The sequence below is a fragment of the Brachyspira innocens ATCC 29796 genome (assembly GCF_000384655.1).
GTDB lineage: Bacteria > Spirochaetota > Brachyspiria > Brachyspirales > Brachyspiraceae > Brachyspira > Brachyspira innocens.
The window spans coordinates 1-21164 of sequence record NZ_ARQI01000124.1 but is presented as its reverse complement, the minus strand read 5'-3'; the positions used below and the strand labels follow the sequence as shown (position 1 = coordinate 21164).

The window sequence follows — 21164 nt, the reverse complement described above, 5'->3', positions numbered from 1 at the left end:
GCTTATAAATGAAAAAAGGTATTTTATATATAAATCAATTTTTTGCCGGAGTAGGCGGAGAAGATATGGCTGATTATAAGCCAGAAATTAGAGCGGAATTAGTAGGACCTGCTATGGCATTTTCTAAGCATCTTAAAGGAGAGGTAGAAATTACTCATACTATTATATGCGGTGATAATTTCATTGGAAGTAATCCAGATGAAGCTTTGAATACTATAATTGGATTTTTAAAAGATAAAGAGTTTGATATATTCTTTGCAGGTCCAGCTTTCAGAGCAGGACGTTATGGTGTTGCATGCGGTAAAGTGTGTAAGGCCGTAAAAGAACAATTCAAAGTTCCTGTAATCACTTCTATGAATGATGAAAACCCTGGCGTTGATATGTTCAAAAAAGATATGTACATATTTAAAGGCGGTGCTTCTGCTGCTGCTATGCCTAAAGATACTTTAGCTATGAGTAAGTTTGCAATTAAACTCTTAAAAGGTGAAGAGACTTTACCTGCTTCAGAAGAGGGCTATTTCGGAAGAGGTGTTAGAAAACAAATTTGGACAAAAGATAATGTTCCAGCTACTGAAAGAGTTATGGATATGCTTCTTAAAAAGATTAAAGGAGAGGCATTTACTTCTGAACTTATTATACCTAAAAAAGAATTAGTACCTATAGCAAAAGCTGTAACAAAAGAAGAATTAAAGAAATTGGAAGTAGCTATAGTAACAAGCGGTGGTATAGTTCCAGTAGGAAACCCAGACAGAATACAGTCTGCATCTGCTACTAAATGGGGTAAATATGATATATCTAATTTAGATGATTTGGTAGAAGGCGAGTATATGACTATACATGCTGGTTTCGATCCTGCTGCTGCTAATGAAGACCCAGACAGAATTGTTCCGCTTGATGTTTTAAGAGCTTATCAGAAAGAAGGAAAAATAGGCGGAGTATATAAATATTTCTATTCTACAGTTGGTACTGGTACTACTCAGGCCGAAGCTGCACGTATGGGAAGAGAAATTGCTGATGAATTAGTGGAAGCTGGAATAAAAGTTGCTTTACTTGTTTCTACTTGAGGAACTTGTACTCGTTGCGGTGCAACGATGACAAAAGAAATAGAAAAAGCTGGAATAACTATAGTTCAGATTGCCAACTTGATACCTGTTGCAAAAAGTGTTGGTGCTAACAGAATGGTTCCTGCTATATCTATACCATATCCTTTGGGAGATCCTGCCACTACTAAAGAAGAGCAATGGGCTTTACGTTATCACAGAGTTAGTGTTGCTCTTGATGCTTTATGTACAGATATAAAAGAACAAACTGTATTTGAAGTAAAAATATAATTTTTAAATAAATTTCATTAATCATATGCAGTGCATTAATAATTATATTGATGTACTGCATTCAAAAAAATCATTAGGAAGGTATATTTATGAGCGACAAGAAACAAATTAATTATACTTTTATAATTTCTATTATAGTTACTCTATTAGTTGTTATATGGGGTATGGCTTCTCCAAAAACTTTTGAAACAGTTGCAAATACTATGTTCGGTTTTTTAGTAGATAAATTCGGATGGTTCTATACTATTACAATGATGAGTTTTGTAGTGTTTGCTGTATGGATAGGTTTTTTCAGCAAATATAAAAATGTAAGATTAGGAGCTCAGGACTCTAAACCTGAATATAGTTTTTTAACTTGGTTTGCTATGTTATTCTCAGCTGGTATGGGTATAGGATTAGTATTCTGGGGAGCAGCTGAACCTATGAATTATTTTGTAGCACCTCTAGGAGCCGAACCCGGAACTCCTGAAGCTGCACAATTTGCTATGCAGAAATCTTTTTTGCATTGGGGATTTCACCCTTGGGCTAATTATGCTATTTTAGCTTTGGCATTGGCTTTAATGCAGTTTAGATATAATAAACCCGGAATGGTAAGCAGTGTATTTATTCCTCTTATAGGGGAGAAAAGGGTAAACGGACCTATTGGAAAAATTATAGATATATTTTCAATATTTGCTACTGTTGCAGGTATTGCTACTTCTTTAGGTCTTGGTACTTATCAAATTAACAGCGGTTTGAAATTCTTATTTAATGTTCCAGAAACAGTTTCTGTACAGTTAAGTATAGTTATAATAATTACTATAATATATATTTTTTCTACCGTTACAGGATTAGACAGCGGTATTAAGCATTTGTCTAATATTAATGTTTATATATTTACTTTTGTTATTATAGCTTGTTTTTTAATAGGTCCTAGTATTAAAATATTGGATACTATGATAGAAGCTACTGGAGATTATTTACAGACATTTATAGGAAGCAGTTTAGAAACTGGAGCTTTCTTTAATAAAAAATGGTATGGTTCTTGGACTATATTTTATTTTACTTGGTTTATAGCTTGGGCACCTTTTGTAGGTACTTTTATAGCACGTATATCAAAAGGACGTACTATAAAAGAGTTTATTATTGGTGTATTAATAGCTCCTTCTTTGGCTTCTTTTATATGGTTTGTTATAGCTGGTACTATGGGTATAGAGCAGGGATTAGAATTTGCTAAAGAGGCTATAAAATCTACTCCTACCACATTATTCAGCGTATTGAGTAATTATACATTCGGAAACATTATTTCTATGATATGTGTTTGTCTGCTTGTAACTTTCTTTGTTACTTCTGCAAATTCTTCCACATTTGTATTGGCTATGTTTAGCTCTAATGGGGATTTGAATCCTACAGGTCCTAAAAAGATTTTATGGGGTATATTGCAGTCTGGATTAACTTTAGCTTTAATGATAGGTACATCTAACGGACTTCAAATGCTTCAAACTGCTTCCATAGCTGTGGCATTCCCATTTGCATTTATTATGATATTTGCTATGATATCAATAGTAAAGGTTTTACAAAAAGATTATATTTAATCAATATATTTTTATATAAATAATATAATTTATAAGAGAGAGTTTATTTTTTATAAGCTCTCTTTTATTTTATATATTCCTTTAATATTTTTACACACTCTTTATTATCAAGCATTTCTGCCCACATTAATGCAGTAGTTCCATAATTATCTTTTTCATATAAATCGCTTCCATTTTCTAATAATAGTTTTAATACATCAATACTATCGCATTCTGCAGCAAGCATTAAACAGTTATTTCCATCGCTGTTTTTGGCATTTATATCTGCCCCGTTTTTTATCAAAACTTTCATGTTATTATAGAGATTATTATATGCAGCCCACATAGCACAATTGCTTTTATCTTCGTCCATTTCATTAACATCTGCTCCATTATCTATTAATAGCTGTATAACTTCTGGATTATCTTTTTTTGCTGCCCATATAATAGGTTTTTCTCCGTATGTATTTTTTATATTTATATCAGCGTTATTATCTAATAATATTTTAACAGCATCTATTTTTCCATTTCCAGACGCCCACATAATAGGTGTTATGCCTTTTTTATCTTGTATGTTTATATCAGCATCATTTTTTATCAGTATATTTATTATATCTATTTTATCATTTTCTATAGCAAACATTATAGCCGATTTACCGTTAATATCTTTTTTGTTGATATTAATTCCTTTTTTTATTATCTCTTCTGCTATATCTGTAAATCCGAAATAAGAGGATAACATTAAAGCATTAGTATCTTTATAAAATACTGCATTATTTATATTTAATGTTTCATTAATTGAGTTATTTATATCAAGGCTTTTTATTAAATTTATAATATTTTCATTTTCCATAATAATATCCTAAATAATATACTAGTATAATTTTATTTTTTAGGTTTAAATATTAATGATATAGAGTTTACGCAATGTCTTGTATTTTTTTTAGTAAGATGTTCTCCCTGAAATACATGGCCTAAATGTCCGCCGCAATTACTGCAGGTTATCTCTATTCTGTATCCGTCTTCATCTAATGATCTTCTTACAGCCCCTTTTATCTCATCATCAAAACTAGGCCAGCCGCAATGTGATTTAAATTTATCTTCTGAACGGTATAATTCGGCACCGCATTGTTTGCAGCAGTATACTCCTTCTTCAAAAAAGTCGTTATATTTTCCTGTAAACGGATATTCAGTGCCTTTAAAAATTATTACATTTTTTTCTTCTTGTGTTAGCTCTCTTTTTTCCATAGTATATTTTTACCTCCTTTTATATTTATTTAAATTATAAAAAATTGTTTATAATATTTATTAATTTTTCATTTGGAATTTCTTTTATATTTATAACATCTTTAGGTTTATCAAGACTTTTAGAGACTTCTTTTTCAAATAGTCCTACATTGTACCAATTGCCATTTTTGTATCCTACATTATGATAAGTACCTATAAGATTAAATCCCAAAGAATAATGAAGTTTTTCGCTTTTTTCATTAGGCAGAGTAACTTTAGAATATACATTTCTTATTCCCTGATATTTCAAAATCTCTATAATTATAAAACATAATTTTTTACCTATGCCTTTAGAAGTGCTTGAATTATCTATATATACTGAAAGCTCAGTATTCCAGTTATATGCTTCTCTTTCCATAAACTTATTAGCATAAGCATATCCTATTATTTTACCGTTTTCATCTTCGCATACTAGGTACGGATATTTTTTAGTTATATTTTCTATTCTTTTTTTGAACTCTTCTTCAGTTGGGAGTTTGTACTCAAAAGTAATAGGTGTGTCAATATACTGAGAGTATATTTTTAGTATTGATAAAGTATCTTCTGCATTAGCTAATCTTATTTTCATTTTTATTTCTTTTTTAATTTATTTTAAGTTATTGTATAATTATATATTTAATTGTATTTTTTGGAATATCAGTTAACTTTTTATTATAAAATATTTGGTTATAAAATCATTGACTTTTTTTTATAGTATGATACTATATATCAAGCCGATTATATTGGTAAACTTTTCCATAATAGCAAAACGATCTTAATTTATTAAATATCTTTTTAATAATTAAAAAAGACGTTGTTACTTTAATTTTAAGTAATCAAAGCATTATGATTTTTAATAATACTAATGTTTTTATAATGTATGAAATTTATGGATAGGGTGCCGTAGTCGGTACTCTATTTTATTTTAAAGGATATGATTATGTCATTACCAGTTATGAAAGACCTTTTAGAGGCAGGCGTACATTTCGGACACCCAACTAGAAAATGGGATCCTAGAATGAAACCATTTATTTTCCAAGAGAGAAATGATATCTATATCATTGACCTTATGAAAACTTTAACTTATGTTAAAAAAGCATATGATGCAGTTAAAGAAATGGCTAGAAACGGCGGAAATGTTCTTTTTGTAGGAACTAAAAAACAAGCTTCACAAAGCATAAAAGAAGCTGCTGAAAAATGTGATATGTACTATGTTAATAACAGATGGCTTGGCGGTATGCTTACAAATTTTGCTACTATCAAAAAAAGTATTGCTAGACTTAAAAGAATAGAAAAAGAAGAAGTTGATGGTACATTTGATAAACTTCCTAAAAAAGAGGTTATTTTACTTCTTAAAGAAAAAGAAAGATTAGAAAAAAACTTTGCTGGTATTAAAGATATGGAAAACTTACCAGATATGCTTTTTGTAATAGATCCTATGCAGGAAGCTATTGCTGTAAGCGAAGCTAGAAAATTAGGAATACCTGTAGTTGCTGTAGTAGACACTAACTGTAACCCAGAAGTAATTGATCACCCAATACCTGGTAATGATGATGCTATCAGAGCTATAAGTTTATTTGCTGGAGTTGTTGCTTCTGCTGTTATAGAAGGACAAAATGAAGCAGGTAAAGAAACATTAGCTAAACATGACTCTTCAAGCGAAGTACCAGAAGAAGAAGTTTATGATAATAGTGCTACTGAAGCTGCTGAAGCTATTGCTGAACAATACGGTGTTTCTCAAGAAGATGATGAGTAATTAAACTAAAAATAATAAAATTAAATATATAAGGATAATTTTCAATGGCAAATATTAATATGGATATTATTAAGGAGCTTAGAGAACGTACAGGCGTAGGTATTATGGACTGTAAAAAAGCTCTTCAAGAGACTGACGGTGATATGGACAAGGCTATTCGCCTTCTTAAAGAAAAAGGTGCGGCTGTTGCTGCTAAAAAAAATGAACGTACAGTTAAAGAAGGTTCTATAGGTTTTTGTGTTAATGATGATAAAAACAAACTTGCATGCATAGAACTTCAATGCGAAACTGATTTTGTTGCTAAAAATGAATTATTCATCAATTTAGCTAAAGAAATTGCTAATACTGCTATGGGATTTGATGATGTATCAGTAGATTCTCTTTTAAATGCTAAAGGTTCTAATGGCGACACTATTCAAGGTATGATAAATGAAGGCATACAAAAATGGGGAGAAAAAACAGTACTTGCCGAAGCTAAAGTTATGAAAACAGATGGTTTCTTCGGTACTTATTGCCACTTCAATAATAAACTTGTTGCTATAGTAGAATTTGATGTTAAACCAAAAGGTAGATGTATAGAAATAGCAGATCAAATAGCTATGCATGTTGCTAGTGAAAAACCTTTGGCTTTGAATAGGGAAGGAATTGACCCTAACGCTGTTAAAGAACAAAAAGAAATATTTGAAAAACAAGTTAGAGATGCTGGCAAACCAGAAAACATGATAGAAAAAATAGTTGATGGTAAAATGAGTTCTTGGTATTCTGAAAGCGTTCTTATAGACCAAAAATTATTCACTGACAACAAAATCTCTATTAAAAGTTTGATAGATGAAATCTCTAAAGAAGCAGGTTCTACTGCCACTATTAAAAACTTTGTAATTGTTTCATTAGGTTTATAATTTAATAATTACTTAAAATAAAAATTAAGCGGATTGTTATTTTTAATAGCAGTCTGCTTTTTTATTATAATATATGCAATATAAAAATAAAGGCTATGACTTATAAAAAATCACAGCCTTTTATTAAATAAAAGAGTATAAATATAAATGAGTTAATCTTATTAGTCGCTGAATGATATTACACCTTCAATAATCGCTTCGAATCTGTCTGGTTCGATAATCATTACAGTATCATCTACTTTCAAGTTAGGTGCGAAGTCTCCTATACTTATTAAGAAAGAGTGAGCACTTTTGTACTGTCTAGCATATTCCATAAACTGATCCACTGTATCCTGACGCATAGGATATCCAGAAGTGTCCAAAGCAAATGTACTTTTGTATGACTGACCTTCAGAACCAAATTTCTTAATGGTAACAAAGAATACCAAAGTATCAGATTTTTTAGTATGATCTGTAACTACATATCCATTTAATGTTAATATTCTGTAGAAGTATTTTTCCAAATATTCTATAATATCCATTTCTAAAGCAGTTCTGAATGCATTGTTTGCTATGATAGAACTGTATGTTTTTAATTTCTGGTCTACATCCAAATATATATTTCTTACTGATTTAATTATTTCCCATTGTTTAACAGCCGCTTCAAACTGTTTGTTTTTTACCAAAGTTTCAGCATATCTGTATCTTTCATCAACAACTTTTTCATTAGGTATATTTTCTTTAGTAAGTACCTGTCCGTAATATTCTCTTGCTTTTGTATAGTTTCCAAGCTCATAGTATGAATTAGCAAGGTTTAAAGATATGGTGTCTTTATCAGATACTTCATTACTCTCATATGCTATTTCTAATTCTTTAATCGCATTTTGGAAATCTCTGCTTGAAGATAATATTTCTCCTAATAATAAGTGGTATTGAGCATTAGTACTGTCTAAAGCAATAGCTTTTTCTATTTGCTGCTGAGCTGCATGATAAGAACGTATTTTATAAAAACATTCAGCAAGCATATACAATAACTGCGGATTACTGTCATTTTGAGCTGCAGCTAAAGAAAGGTATTTCTGAGCCTGCACCCATTCTCCGTATTGATAGCAAACAGAACCAGCTTTGAATAAAGAGTCATAATCATTGTCTCTTATTTTTGTAATCATATCATATTCATCTATAGCTTTTTTTGTATTTCCTGTCTGCTCATATATTCTAGCTAAAAATTCTCTTACAGTTAATTCAGTTAATTCTTTAGTAAAATATGCCCCGTCTATCATATTTTGTAATGCTGCCATAGCAAGTATGTACTGCTGCTGTTTATAATACATATTAGCAGTCATCCATAATATATTTGCGTCTTTTTTATATTTAGGATCTAGAGTATTAATTTCTCTCATAGCTACATCATAATTTTGTTCATTGTAGGCCTGAACTATTTTTTTTAGTTTAATAGGGTATGAGCCGCTTTTAATAACGTACTGAGTGGCAAAACCTAATAAAACAATTAAAACTAATATTACGATTAATGAAGCTTCCACGATTCTAATCCCTTTTATTCATAATATATAACTGGACTTCCAGTTTCTTCTGATTCATTTAAAGCATCTTTAATTTTTCTCATCATACTGTCTTTTACAACGTATACAGACATTTTATTTGATCTATTACTAGAAAAATCAAAGCCGCTTACAGCCATAGATACATTAATATCTACGCTTTCACCATTATATTCAAAATTATAATTTTTCAAGGCTTTAAAATATCTTTTAGTAGCCTTCCAAGCCTCGTCCTCATTTGCAAAAATTACAGAGTATATAATATTATCATAAAGTAAACATTGATTTTCACCTATTCTGGCATTTTTCTTTATTGCCTTTATTAGCTCATCTTGAAGCTTTCTATAAGCAGAGTTTCCATATTCATCTATAATAGAATTACTATTTGATATTTTAAATGCTATAATACCTATGGCATGTTTATATCTTTGAGAGAATGCTATTATATTTTTTATAGTACTAGAAAATATTTCATACTCTGATTTATTAATTTTTATAACTTCATAATTTTCTGTTTTATACTCATCTTCATCATCATCTATTATTTCATCTTCAATAGTGTATCCCAAATTATATAATATAGTTTTATACATAAATATAATAAATTTCTTTATGCAGTATGATAATTGTATTGATATAAAAAATAAACCTACAGCTAATATTGTACTGTAAAATGTGTAATCTTTTTTATATAAAAGTTTTTGTATTTCTGGTACATAGCTAAGAGATAGTATAAGTATTACAGAAGTAACTATAAAGAAAAGTAAGTTTTCTATGGTTTTTGATAAACTAGTATATTTTTTAGTAGGCTGCATCATTACTATAATAAAAGCGTATAATATAGAAATGCCTATCCATATCCATACCCAAACATCAAGAGCGTAAAGCAAATACACAAAGAAATTTTGAGGGTTTGATGATATTAAAAGTATGTAAATAGGAATAATAACAGCACTGTATATTAAAGTGCATATCATAGCAGCAAAAAAGCCGTATATATATGATTTAGATAAGTTTATTTGTTTATCTTCCATAATAGTACCTAGTTCTTTCGCCATATTGCATTGTTATATTTTAAGGCAGTTTGTCCGAATATTTTCATTATTTTTTCTAATTCCAATTTATTAGAATATAGTGCATATTCAAGACCTTTTTCGCCTTTACTTACAGCAGCAATAAAGCTTTCTTCTGTTATACAAACAGCATTAGCTCCTAACATAAAATATTTAAAAGTATCAGCTCCATATCTAGGAGATTCTGCGAGCAATGTTAACTGCATTTTATGATTATTATACAAATTACATGCTACTCTATTTATAGTATCGGCAACTTTTTCCATACCTTTTAATGCATACTTATTATTATTTGAAAAATATATACTATTTGCACGTGAAGAATTGGCATTATGAATGTCATTTTCATTTGATATTCCTTTAATTATTATAGGAATATCTATTTCTTTTATAATTTTTGATAATTCTTTTTCACTTTTTACATATATTTTATTATGAGAAGTGATATTATAGCAGTATGAGAGATCTATTCCAACGGCACAAGCACCATTTTTTTCTGCAGCTCTTAATCTTTGTAAAATAACTTCCTGAGGATTATTACCATCTATCATAATAATTCCTCTTTTGTTTCCTTTTATAGTTCTTATTGAAAGCTCAAATAATTCCTCATTATTAAAATCATTTAATATAGCCAATACCTCACAATTAGAAGCTGCATCTAGTACTATTTCATAATATTCTCTTATATCCATTATTCCATCTATTACTTCAGGCAAATTATATATAGTGTCTAGTATAATTGGCTGAGATAGATGCATATTAAATATATTAGTTTCTAAATTAACTTGTTTTTCTTCATGAATTATACTAGGATTAAAGGAGTAATGAGAAAGACCTGTTTTTTCATCGGTATCGCCTTTAAATAGATAATTAGCACTTTGTTTTGAAGCTAATTTTTCATGTGCTATTCTATTTATTTCTTCAGCTGTAATACTTTTTTCATCTGTAAGTTTAAAATGTACAAGGTTCATAGCTTTATTTGCTATTGCTATTGCTTCATCTCTAGTATTTCCTACAGCAATAATATTACCAGCTTTTTCCAAATTATTTGTAGGGGTAACAAGTATATCCCCAGCTTTTGTTTTTATAAATACTTCTTTTATACCTTCAACTTTTTTAGCATTTTCAACGCCTTCAATAGATTCTATAATGCCAGTACCGGGTAGAAATGCTTTTTCAATAGAAACTTTATTCCATTTAGGTTTTAAATCGCTTGGAGGATTACCCAATGCTATTTCTATGGCATTTTTTATCAAGTTTACACCAGTAGAAAGAGGGTAGGTATAAGCACTCATAAATCCGCCTGAAAGTCTTGCAGCAATTTCTCCTACCATAGCACCATTTTTTGTAACTTTTATATCACCTTTAGCTGCACCTATTTTTAAATTTAATGCTTTTATACCAGCTTTCATTACATTAATAGCATCATCTAACTTTTCTTTTTCCAAAGCAGAAGGCATAATATGTCCAGTCTCTATGAAAAATGGCGGAAACTCTATTATTCTGTCGGCTACTCCAGTAACATATATTTCATCATTATATATAAGCATATCTATAGATAGTTCTGGACCGTCCATAAACTCTTCTATTATAACTTCGCCTGATGGAGATGCACTTTTTGCTCTATTAAATGCTGCAAGTATATCATTTTCATTTGATACCTTCATTACACCGCGAGCTCCCATATTATCAGCAGGTTTTACTACGACAGGGGTATTTAAATGTCTGTATGCATCTATTGCCTCATCATAATTCCATACTGGAAAGAAATTAGGCTGCGGTACATTATTTTTTTTAAATCTTTCACGCATTCTTATTTTATTTGAAGCAGCATATGCATCTTCAAATCGGTTTCCAGGAAGCCCCAAAGCATTGGCAACGGCAGCTACAGTTGTAGAAGCATCTGTACCTACAGTGATAACCCCATTAATTTCCATTTTTTGGCTCAAATCTCTTGCCGCTCTTACACTTCCGTCTACATCTCTGGTAGAAACTACCATAGGATAATCTGCTATTTTCATTCCATGTGCATCTTTATTATAATCAAATACTATTGTGTAAAGTCCCATTTCCTGAGCTATTTGTATGGCAGGTACCTGTAATAGTCCTGCTCCTATTATTATTATGCGTTTACCTTTCATTTTAGTATTGCCTTTTTATTCATTTTAAAATATTCCATTTTATATAGTGCTATTAATATCGAAATTTTAATACCAAACTAAAGAATTTTAAATTTTTTTATTATGCTAAAAATATTATTTTCTTATTATTAATATTACTAATTGACAATTTTTTATATGCAAATAGAATATTAGTAAATAATTTTTTGGAGATTATAAAATGGAAAATAATATTAAAGATGAAACTTCATTTGATAACTTTTTAGCACTTGATATCAGAACAGGTACTATAATAGAAGCCGAAGATTTTCCTAAAGCTAAAAGACCAGCATATAAATTAAAAATTGATTTTGGTCAATTAGGTATAAAGGTATCATCAGCACAGATAACAAAATTATACAAAAAAGAGGATTTAATAGGAAGGAGAATAATTGCAGTTGTGAATTTTCCTAAAAAACAAATAGCTAATTTTTTCTCTGAATGTTTAGTTTTAGGTGCTGTAAAAGATAATGGAGAAGTGGTATTATTAACTACTAAAGAAGACTGTGAGAATGGTACTCAAATAGGATAAATATTTTTTTTAGTATAGCTAAGTTTATAACTTTAAATAATAAAAATGATTATTATTTTATTATTTATTTGAAAAATATTCATAAATATATATAATTTAATTAAATATTATAATCATAGAGGTTTTTTATGGAACTAAATTACAAAAAAACAGCAGAGGATATAATTTCTAATGTTGGAAAAGATAATATAGAATCGGCTTCTTTTTGTGCTACAAGATTAAGATTAATAGTAAAAAATAGAGAACAGATTAAAGATGAAAATGTAGAAAAGATAGACGGTGTAACAGGTGTTTTTTATAATGCAGGTCAGTATCAAATAGTATTGGGCAAAAATGTTAAGCCAGTTTATGATGAAATGATAAAACTAGGGGTTACAGCTCTATAAATATTTATAATTCTGCATAAAGGGTTTTTTAATTAAAGTTTAATAATATATTATTAAACTTTAATTATTAAATTCAAGCTCTTCAAAAGAATCTTTATCAAGCAACTCATAATGATAACCCTGCTCTGTAAGGAATAATTGTCTTTTATGAGCAAAGTCTTCCTCTTTTGTATCTGTAGTAATAATAGAGAAGAAATAACTTTTATTTTCACCTTTTTTTGGTCTCAATACTCTTCCAAGCCTTTGAGCTTCTTCCTGCCTTGAACCGAAAGTTCCAGATATTTGTATTAATACATTAGCATCGGGTAAATCAACGGCCAAATTAGCAACCTTGCTTACTATCAAAGTTGTAATTTCACCTGTTTTAAATTTTTTATATATAATATCTCTTTCACTTTGAGGGGTTTTTCCAGTAATAATAGTATATCCAGTTCTTTTTTTCATCTCATTTAACTGATCCAAATACTGACCTATTATAAGTATATTTTTACCCTGAAGTTTTTCTATAATCTTTTTTACTACTGTATATTTAAGAACATTCTCACTTGCTATTCTAAATTTTACTTTATCACTTGATACAACATAATCAGACCTATGGCTTTCATCTAAAGGTATTCTTATATCATAGCAGTATGCTTCAGCAATAAACTTTTTCTCCTCAAGCTCTCTCCAAGGTATATCAAACTTTTTAGGACCTATCAGACAGAAAACATCTTTTTCAAGTCCATCTTCACGTACTAGAGTAGCAGTAAGGCCTAATCTTCTCATACTTTGAATTTCACTTGTAAGTTTTATAATAGGTGCTGGAAGCAAGTGAACTTCATCGTATATTATAAGTCCCCAATTATGCTGGAAAAATAATTCAAAATGCACAAAAGGAGATTCTTTATTTTTTCTGTATGTAAGAATTTTATAAGTAGCTATTGTTATAGGCTTAATTTCTTTATTTAGTCCGTTATATTCACCTATATCTTCAGGAGGTATATCAGTTTTATCAAGTATTTCATCTCGCCATTGTCTGCATGCTGTGACACCAGTAACTATAATAAGTGTTCTAGTTTGTGTTTTATACATTGCCGCAATACCTACAACAGTTTTACCAGTACCGCATGGAAGTGCTATTACCCCAGCACCGCCTTCTGGCTTGCCGTCTGCATAAAATGCTTCAACAGAGTTTTTCTGATAATCTCTTAAAGCAAAATCCTCACCATTAGAAGGTAATTTTGTTCTCATATTAAAATGATAAGGCTCTCCAGTTTTATAACCTGCTAAATCCTGTACTGGATATCCTATATTTATAAGTGCTAATTTTATATGACCTCTGTATGTGGCATCTATCTCTAATTTGTTATTATTAATTTCTGCTTTTATATATTTGGTCATAAGTTTATAGTGAAGTATTTCATCTATTATGTTTTTGTCTTCACTTATAAGATAATATTTTTCATTTTCTTTGATAATTTTTATTCTTCCATACTTTTCAATACTTGTTTCTATTTGTTTTATTATGTTTTTTGGGATTTCATAAGAGGTATATTTCTTTAAAAATCCGATTATTTGTTCTGAAGTGTAGTTTAAACTTGCAGCATTCCATAATGATACTAATGTTATTCTATAAGTATGTATATATTCAGGACTTTTAACAAGTTCGGCAAATACAAGCATAAAATTTCTGATTTCTTCAAAATGTTTTGTGCTGACATCCAAAAGAATAGTACCATCGCCCTGAACTATGAGAGGAGCATTTTTGTTCAATTTTTTTTCCTTTAATTAAAGTATGGATATATTTGTATATATTTATTTAATAAATTTATTAACATTAGGTATTAATAAACATTATTTTCTATTAATGAAATAGTTTCTCTAAATATATTAAGATATTCTATATTATTAGTATTCTGACTAACCCATGATTTTAACACATTTAATGCTTTAGTTTTATCATTTTGTGCTAAATAAACATCAGATAATGTTAAAGTAGCCTGAGGTATCAAATAGCTTTTGGAATATGCTTTTGTAAAATTTTCTAAAGTAGAGGCGGCCTGAGTATAATTGGTTAATTCTATCTGAGTATTTGCCAAATTATACATTGCACTATCCTGTAAATAAAAACCTCTTGCATTTGCCACTTCCTGATAGTACTTTTCAGCTTCTGTGAAATTTTCTATATCGTAGTAAACACAGCCTAAAGCATATGCACTTCTTAATTTTAAGTTTTTGCCTTTAGCAGCTGAGTATACTTTCTGAAATCTTGAAGTAATATCAATAATTAATGCAGGAGCATTTAATTGTTCCTCTGGCAACTGAGCATTTTGATATACATTATACAATGCCAAAGCAGATTCAAACTCAGTGTTTCTTGCAGAGTCCTGACTTTCTATATTAGCTTTATATATTAAAATGCCAGCTATTATTACTATTAACAGCACAAAGCCTGATATGAATATTATTCTATTATTATATACGTATGTGAATATTAACTCAGCATTTTTTTGTATTTTATTTGTATTTTCAGACATAAAAATCCTCTTAAAATTAATTGTTTCAATAAAAGCTATTTTTAATAATCCATTATAATAATTAAACTTAAAAAAATCAAGTGTTTATTTCATAATTATTTTATATATTATTTTCTATAATATGGTTGAAATTTTATTATTGTTTATTTATAATTACTGTTAAAATTTGTATATAGGTGATTGATATATGTCTCCTCAAAAAATAGATTCTAAAGAAGTATTAGCTATAAAAATATTAGCAGAATACAGCGATTTAAAAAAATATATATATATGGTATTTTTTATAGATAAGTATGACAGTAAAATTATGGACATTGCATTTGTTATATCTAATGACAATAAACTTCTTAAATTTTTAAACTCGTATACAGATTTATTAGCCCTTTATAAACATATAAAAATATACAATAAACTCAATAATGAAAATAATGCATCATTTGATAAATTTCAAAAAATTATAAGCGATATTTTTAATGATAATAAAAACATTAATAATATTATAATATATCAAAGCAATAATAATACTATTTCTATTATTGATATATTTGCAAGCAGTATGAATAAATTTATGGATTTTCATATAGGTACTTTTGATATAGCTCATAAAGTACTTAGTTTTGAAGATGTTTCTAATGCTTTGGATAATGTAGCCAAAGAATTGGAAAATACAGCTGCTATGCATACTGCTTATGCTCCTGATTCATCTGAAGAAAATACTGAAGCATCTAAACAGCCGGAAGCACCTAGCTATAAGTTAATCAATGCTTCATTTATAGTTGACCCAATAGGAGGAACATCTATAAATGATATAAATATAGGTGATAAGGTTATGGTAAGCATTAATTCTAATACTGTTGAAGAAAATATAATATATCTTGAACTTAAAGGTAAGAAGGATAAATATTCAAAATATATAGTGCCTGCTGAAGTTTTGGAAAAGCATGTTGAAGAAAAGTCTATTAAGATACTATTAAAATTAATAGATGGATATTGTTGTTTAATAGAAGAATTAGAACCTATCAAATTAAAAATGTTTAATCCTACGAGAGATGTATATGTTGAAGGTGAGGATAATGATGCTGATAAGAAACCTTCATTAATAAGCAGACTTTTTTCAAAAATGAATACATTTAAAATTGTAATGATTGGAATGGGAGCTGTTATACTCATTCTTTTTGCTGCTATAATATATGTATTCTTTTTCCAAGTTTAAAATTTATTGTATTAAATTTTTTTATATATTTTATAGTTTTTCTATAGATTATTATTTTTTAATAATCTATTGTTAAAAAAATTATTTATTTTGTATTATTATCATAATATTATGTACGAAGGAAATAATTGTGAAAATAGCTGTATATTCTCTTTTAAATGATGAATTAGAATTTTTTCAATTAATGGAAAAAAAATATAATACAAAATTTACATTCTATAAACATTATTTAAATATTGATACTGTTAAAGAAACTCAAGGTTTTGATAGTATAGTTATTAATGCAAGAGATGAAATAAATAATAAGGTTCTTGACAGATTAAAAGAATTTGGTATTAAATATATGAGTACAAGATCTGCAGGTTATGATAATATTGATATTGATTACGCTAATAAAATAGGAATAAAAATAGCAAATGTTCCTTCATACTCTCCTAATTCTGTAAGCGAGTTTACTATACTTTCTCTTCTTGCTCTTATTAAAAATTATAATAATTTGATTATAAACGGATACAATAGAAATTTTATAAGAAACGGGCTTGTAGCAAAAGAAGTGAGAAATTTAAATATTGGAGTTATAGGAACAGGAAGGATAGGCACTCTAACTATAAAACATCTTAAAGGTTTTTGTCCGAAAAATATATTTGTGTATTCAAGAACAGAGAAAGATGAAATAAAAAATTATGCTGAGTATGTAAGTTTAGATGAACTATATAAAGAGAGCGATGTTATAATATATCATATACCATTAAGCAAAGAAACTAAAGATATGGTATGTAAGGATTCTATAAATAAAATGAAAAAAGGCGTTTATATTATCAATGTAAGCAGGGGAGGGATAGTTAATAATGAAGATTTGCTTGATGGTTTAAAGAGCGGACATATTGGAGGAGCAGCTTTGGATGTGTATACTAATGAAATAGAATATGCCAATAAAGATATAAAAGATATAGTTTTAAAAGATAATATTATAGAAGAATTGTTTAAAATGAATAATGTTATAATAACTCCTCACTATGCATTTTATACTGATGAGGCACTGCTTAATATGGTAACTATTTCTATTGATAATATATTTGAATTTATGAATACAGGAAAATGCATAAACAAAATAATAAAGTCTTAATTTATTTAATAACTTTTTATTTTTTTAATTGACTAAGTTTATAAAATTATATAAAATATTTTTACATAGTTTTGATTGATTATTATTTAAGGTAGTTAATTAAAATTATAGAAATAGTTTAATTTTATGGAGTTTATTATGAAAGCTAAAAGGGTATTTTTATCATCTGTTATTAGCATTGGCTTAGTGATATTGCTGATGCTCTCTTCGATATCATGTTCTAAAGGCAAAAATGAAAATGACGGAATTATAGTTAATCTTAGTGTTGAACCAAAGACTATAGACCCGAGCTTGAATGCACAGATATACGGAGTAATTTATATTTCTCATGTATTTGAAGGTTTGACTGTAAGAGATAGAAATAATAAAATAGCACCAGGTGTTGCTGAAGATTGGGAAATAAGTCCAGATGGAAAAACTTATACATTTTACCTTAGAACTAATTCTACTTGGTCAGATGGGAAACCAGTTGTAGCTGAAGACTTTGTTTACAGCTGGCAGAGACAAGTTGACCCAAAAGTTGCAAGCGAATATAGTTATCAGCATGAACCAGTAAAAAATGCTATGGCTATTACAAGAGGAGAGATGCCTGTAGATTCTTTGGGTGTTAAAGCACTTGATGATCATACTTTGGTTGTGGAATTGGAAGCTCCTACTGCTTATTTCTTGGAGGTAGCAGCATTTCCTACATTTTCCCCTTTGAGAAAAGATATAATAGAACAATACGGCGACAGCTGGACTTTGAAGCCTGAAACTTATATAGGAAATGGTCCATATGTTATGTCTGAACGCAATATTGATGAAAATATTATAATGGTAAAAAATCCTAATTATTGGAATGCTGACAGTATAGTTGCTGAAAAAATAACATTTGTATTTATGCAAAATGGTGCAGCTGCTGTAGCTGGTATAAAAGACGGATCTTTGCATATGGCTTATGAACCTCCTCAGCAGGATATTCCTACACTTTTGGAGGAAGGATTAATACAGATTAAGCCTCTTATAGCTACTTATTATTATCCTATAAATGTAACTAATGAATATTTAAAAGATCCTAGAGTAAGAAAGGCATTATCTTTGGCTATAGACAGAAACTATATAGTAGAAAATGTTACTAAAGGCGGACAAAAACCTGCAAGCGGCTGGGTGCCTTATGCAGTTAATGATGTTGACGGCGATTTTAGAATAAATGGCGGCGATTTGTATGATGTATCAAAAGAAGGGTATTCCAATAACGTAGAAATTGCTAAACAGCTTTTGGCTGAAGCAGGATATCCTAATGGAGAAGGTTTTCCAGTAATAGAGTTTAAAACTGATCCAGGTAATCATGTAGGTATTTTTGAAGCAGTACAGCAAATGTGGAAAGAACATCTTAATATAGATTCTACTATTACTCAAATAGATAATGCATTATTAGGTCAGACTTTACTTGAAAAAAACTTTATGATAGGAAGACTATATTGGTCTGCTGATTACAGTGATCCTATGTCTATGATGAGTTTGTTTACTAGCTACAATACTCAAAATAATGGCGGATACAGCAATCAAAGATATGATGAGCTTATAGGTGAGGCTATGTCTACTGATGATAATAATATAAGAATGAAAGCTATGCATGAGGCTGAAAAATACTTATACAGGAAGATATGGGAGCTATACCTCTTTATTTCTTTACAGAACCTTTGCTTGTTAATCCTAAATTAAAAGATGTTGTGTATAATCCATTAGGTTTCCATAAGTTTTTCTATGCATATTTAGAAAAATAATGTAAAGTTATGTGAAATTAGCAGGCGGTATATTTAATTTATACTGCCTGTTTTTTTATATTAATTTTACATTATATATTATTTTTTTATGTATGATTATAATTTATTCACTAAATATTTACAAAATCAATATATAAATATATACTTTTTTAAATAAAATCTAAACTTATTTAGCATGATATCCGATTTTTTAAATGTTAAAAAAGTTGCAAATCTTTAAATAATAATGTTAAATATACTAATTAAAAAAATAAATAATTTTGGGGCTGTTTATTATTAAAAAAATAAAGAAGACTATAATAGTTATTTTTCTTGTAATAATAATGTTGTTTGTTAACTCTTGTGATACATTTGATATGTACATAAGAAAAGCACTTGAAGGAGTTAATCTTTACGAGCTTAGCGTGTTTGGGGAATCTTTAGGGCGAGATATAAAAGTAGTTGAGCTTAGAGGTTTTGATGTAAATGATTTTAGAAATGACAGAGTTTCTTATTATATAAATAGATATCAGGGAAGCTGGAAACCTTATATGCAGAAAATTATAGACAGAGCCCAAATATATTTGCCTTATATTAAAGAAGTATTTGCAGAGAAAGGTGTTCCAGAAGATTTGGTATATTTGCCCATAATAGAAAGCGATTTTAATCCTCAGGCAGTTTCGCATGCAGGGGCAGCTGGTCTTTGGCAGTTTATGCCTATGACTGGGGCTATATATAATCTTAAAGTAAATTATTGGTCTGATGACAGATTTGACCCTGAGCGTTCTACAAAGGCTGCTGCTGATCATTTAGTGAGGCTTGATAAAAATTTCAAATCTTGGGTAATTGCATTAATAGCTTATAATGCAGGAGGCGGAAGAATATCAAAAGCTATACGTGAAGTAAAGAGTAATGATTTTGAAGATTTGCTTGAGGCAGGGGTGCTTCCAAAAGAGACTGAAGAGTATATACCAAAATATGTTGCCGCTGTTATTATTGCAAAGAACCCTGAAAGATTTGGTTTTAAAGTTAATAAGCCTAAAGTTGTTTTTCCTCAAGGTGATTTAGTTTATGTAGATGATGCGGCTGATTTATCTGTTATAGCTAAGATGATAGAAGTTGATACTGAAGATTTAAAGGCTTTAAATCCTCATTTGGCAAGAGGGGTAACACCTCCTGGTATGGTGAGATATCCTTTAAGAGTTCCTGAAGGACTTGGTGATAAATTTAATGAAACATTTGCTAAAATACCCGCAAGTGAGAGAGTTACTTTTAGACGTCATGAAGTAAAAATGAATGAAACACTTTCTCATCTTTCTAAATTTTATGGTGTTCCTATAAATGCCATTGTAGAAATAAATAAATTAAAATCAAAAAGTCTTAATATAGGTCAGCAGGTTATGATACCTATTCAGGGTCTTGATAATGCAAAGCAGGTTGATTTAGCTCAGTATGAAGAGGAACAAGAGAGAATAAGAGAAGGTAAATTTGTTTATTTTGAATCTTTGCCTCCTCCTGATTATGAATATAAAGATATAATGTATCATGTTAGGTCTGGAGATACTCTTTGGATAATTGCAAGAAGATTTAATATAGATATATCCGAAATAAAGGCTTGGAACAGGCTTAATAGTAATGTACTTTCTATTGGTATGGAGATATTTTTAAGAATACCAACAAATAAATAAAATAATCAGAAATATTTATTTTAATCTTTCATTAATAAGAGTTTCAAGTTTGCTTATTATTTTTACTCTTCTCTCCCAAATATAATCTACCATAGAGTCATATATTTTTATTTGTTTTTGAAAAGAATCAAATAATTTATCATCTTTATGGAGTTTTTCTATTTCTTTTATAAGTTCTTCATTATCTTCATCTTTTTTAAAAAATAGCAGTGCATTTTTATTAACTAAATCTAGTTCTATGTTTTCATCACCATTATATATAGGTATGCATCCTGCTTTAAAAGCATCAAAAAGTTTTTCAGTTATATATCCGTCACTAATAGTATTTTCTGGACATATATTGAATTTAAAATCTTTTAAATATTCTATTTTATCAT

General features: G+C 29.0%; 18 protein-coding genes and 1 pseudogene. 10 read left to right on the top strand and 9 right to left on the bottom strand.

Annotated elements, in window-relative coordinates:
* The first annotated feature begins 8 nt into the window (after positions 1-8).
* Entirely contained in the window at positions 9-1331 is a 1323-nt protein-coding gene (gene grdH, locus F811_RS0111920) for a betaine reductase selenoprotein B (RefSeq protein ID WP_083921318.1), read from the top strand.
* Positions 1332-1420: 89 nt separating this feature from the next.
* The gene (locus F811_RS0111910) at positions 1421-2905 is read left to right on the top strand and encodes a BCCT family transporter (protein ID WP_020005464.1); all 1485 of its coding nucleotides are present in this window, start codon (positions 1421-1423) and stop codon (positions 2903-2905) included.
* 64 nt (positions 2906-2969) lie between these two features.
* Here the strand turns inward: F811_RS0111910 and F811_RS0111905 are convergent, their stop codons facing one another.
* From F811_RS0111905 to F811_RS0111895, 3 genes are read right to left on the bottom strand one after another with little or no spacing between them, the layout of a single operon-like run.
* Complete coding sequence (locus F811_RS0111905) at positions 2970-3737, bottom strand: ankyrin repeat domain-containing protein (protein WP_020005463.1); 768 nt, start codon at positions 3735-3737, stop codon at positions 2970-2972.
* Positions 3738-3769: 32 nt separating this feature from the next.
* Positions 3770-4132, bottom strand: coding sequence for a methionine-R-sulfoxide reductase (locus F811_RS0111900; protein ID WP_020005462.1), 363 nt, complete (start codon positions 4130-4132; stop codon positions 3770-3772).
* Positions 4133-4166: 34 nt separating this feature from the next.
* Complete coding sequence (locus F811_RS0111895; protein ID WP_020005461.1) at positions 4167-4739, bottom strand: GNAT family N-acetyltransferase; 573 nt, start codon at positions 4737-4739, stop codon at positions 4167-4169.
* A 351-nt stretch (positions 4740-5090) separates the two neighbouring features.
* Here F811_RS0111895 and rpsB point away from each other — a divergent pair, with 351 nt between their 5' ends.
* Positions 5091-5906, top strand: a complete 816-nt coding sequence (gene rpsB / locus F811_RS0111890) for a 30S ribosomal protein S2 (protein WP_013115136.1) — start codon at positions 5091-5093, stop codon at positions 5904-5906.
* A 44-nt stretch (positions 5907-5950) separates the two neighbouring features.
* On the top strand, positions 5951-6805 hold the full coding sequence (gene tsf / locus F811_RS0111885) for a translation elongation factor Ts (protein ID WP_020005460.1): 855 nt from the start codon (positions 5951-5953) through the stop codon (positions 6803-6805).
* 161 nt (positions 6806-6966) lie between these two features.
* Here the strand turns inward: tsf and F811_RS0111880 are convergent, their stop codons facing one another.
* The 3 genes from F811_RS0111880 to F811_RS0111870 are packed head-to-tail and all read right to left on the bottom strand — an operon-like array spanning position 6967 to position 11560.
* Positions 6967-8328 (bottom strand): tetratricopeptide repeat protein, encoded by a 1362-nt coding sequence (locus tag F811_RS0111880; RefSeq protein WP_020005459.1) that lies wholly within the window; start codon positions 8326-8328, stop codon positions 6967-6969.
* Between the two features lie 14 nt (positions 8329-8342).
* Positions 8343-9380 (bottom strand): hypothetical protein, encoded by a 1038-nt coding sequence (locus F811_RS0111875; RefSeq protein ID WP_020005458.1) that lies wholly within the window; start codon positions 9378-9380, stop codon positions 8343-8345.
* Positions 9381-9388: 8 nt separating this feature from the next.
* Positions 9389-11560, bottom strand: a complete 2172-nt coding sequence (locus F811_RS0111870; protein ID WP_020005457.1) for an ATP-grasp domain-containing protein — start codon at positions 11558-11560, stop codon at positions 9389-9391.
* A gap of 199 nt (positions 11561-11759) precedes the next feature.
* On the opposite strand from F811_RS0111870, the gene F811_RS0111865 reads away from it, so the two are divergent.
* Positions 11760-12110: a tRNA-binding protein gene (locus tag F811_RS0111865; protein ID WP_020005456.1), complete on the top strand. Its 351-nt coding sequence runs from the start codon at positions 11760-11762 to the stop codon at positions 12108-12110.
* A gap of 128 nt (positions 12111-12238) precedes the next feature.
* The gene (locus F811_RS0111860) at positions 12239-12496 is read left to right on the top strand and encodes a PTS transporter subunit EIIB (protein ID WP_020005455.1); all 258 of its coding nucleotides are present in this window, start codon (positions 12239-12241) and stop codon (positions 12494-12496) included.
* 60 nt (positions 12497-12556) lie between these two features.
* Here the strand turns inward: F811_RS0111860 and F811_RS0111855 are convergent, their stop codons facing one another.
* Complete coding sequence (locus tag F811_RS0111855) at positions 12557-14251, bottom strand: DNA repair helicase XPB (RefSeq protein WP_020005454.1); 1695 nt, start codon at positions 14249-14251, stop codon at positions 12557-12559.
* A 71-nt stretch (positions 14252-14322) separates the two neighbouring features.
* Positions 14323-15015 carry a tetratricopeptide repeat protein gene (locus tag F811_RS0111850; RefSeq protein ID WP_020005453.1) on the bottom strand — a complete coding sequence of 231 codons (693 nt, stop codon included), beginning with the start codon at positions 15013-15015 and terminating at the stop codon, positions 14323-14325.
* A 187-nt stretch (positions 15016-15202) separates the two neighbouring features.
* Between F811_RS0111850 and F811_RS0111845 the strand changes: the two genes are divergently transcribed.
* From F811_RS0111845 to F811_RS0111830, 4 genes and pseudogenes are all read left to right on the top strand, one after another.
* On the top strand, positions 15203-16228 hold the full coding sequence (locus tag F811_RS0111845) for a hypothetical protein (RefSeq protein WP_020005452.1): 1026 nt from the start codon (positions 15203-15205) through the stop codon (positions 16226-16228).
* Between the two features lie 130 nt (positions 16229-16358).
* A complete protein-coding gene (locus F811_RS0111840) occupies positions 16359-17354 on the top strand; it encodes an NAD(P)-dependent oxidoreductase (RefSeq protein WP_020005451.1) in 996 nt (331 codons plus the stop codon).
* 138 nt (positions 17355-17492) lie between these two features.
* A pseudogene (locus tag F811_RS16110) lies at positions 17493-19120 on the top strand (peptide ABC transporter substrate-binding protein).
* 323 nt (positions 19121-19443) lie between these two features.
* Positions 19444-20787, top strand: coding sequence for a LysM peptidoglycan-binding domain-containing protein (locus F811_RS0111830; protein ID WP_020005450.1), 1344 nt, complete (start codon positions 19444-19446; stop codon positions 20785-20787).
* Between the two features lie 15 nt (positions 20788-20802).
* Here the strand turns inward: F811_RS0111830 and F811_RS0111825 are convergent.
* Positions 20803-21164 (bottom strand): glycosyltransferase family 10 domain-containing protein (locus F811_RS0111825; protein WP_020005449.1); only part of this gene is annotated, 362 nt, incomplete at its 5' end.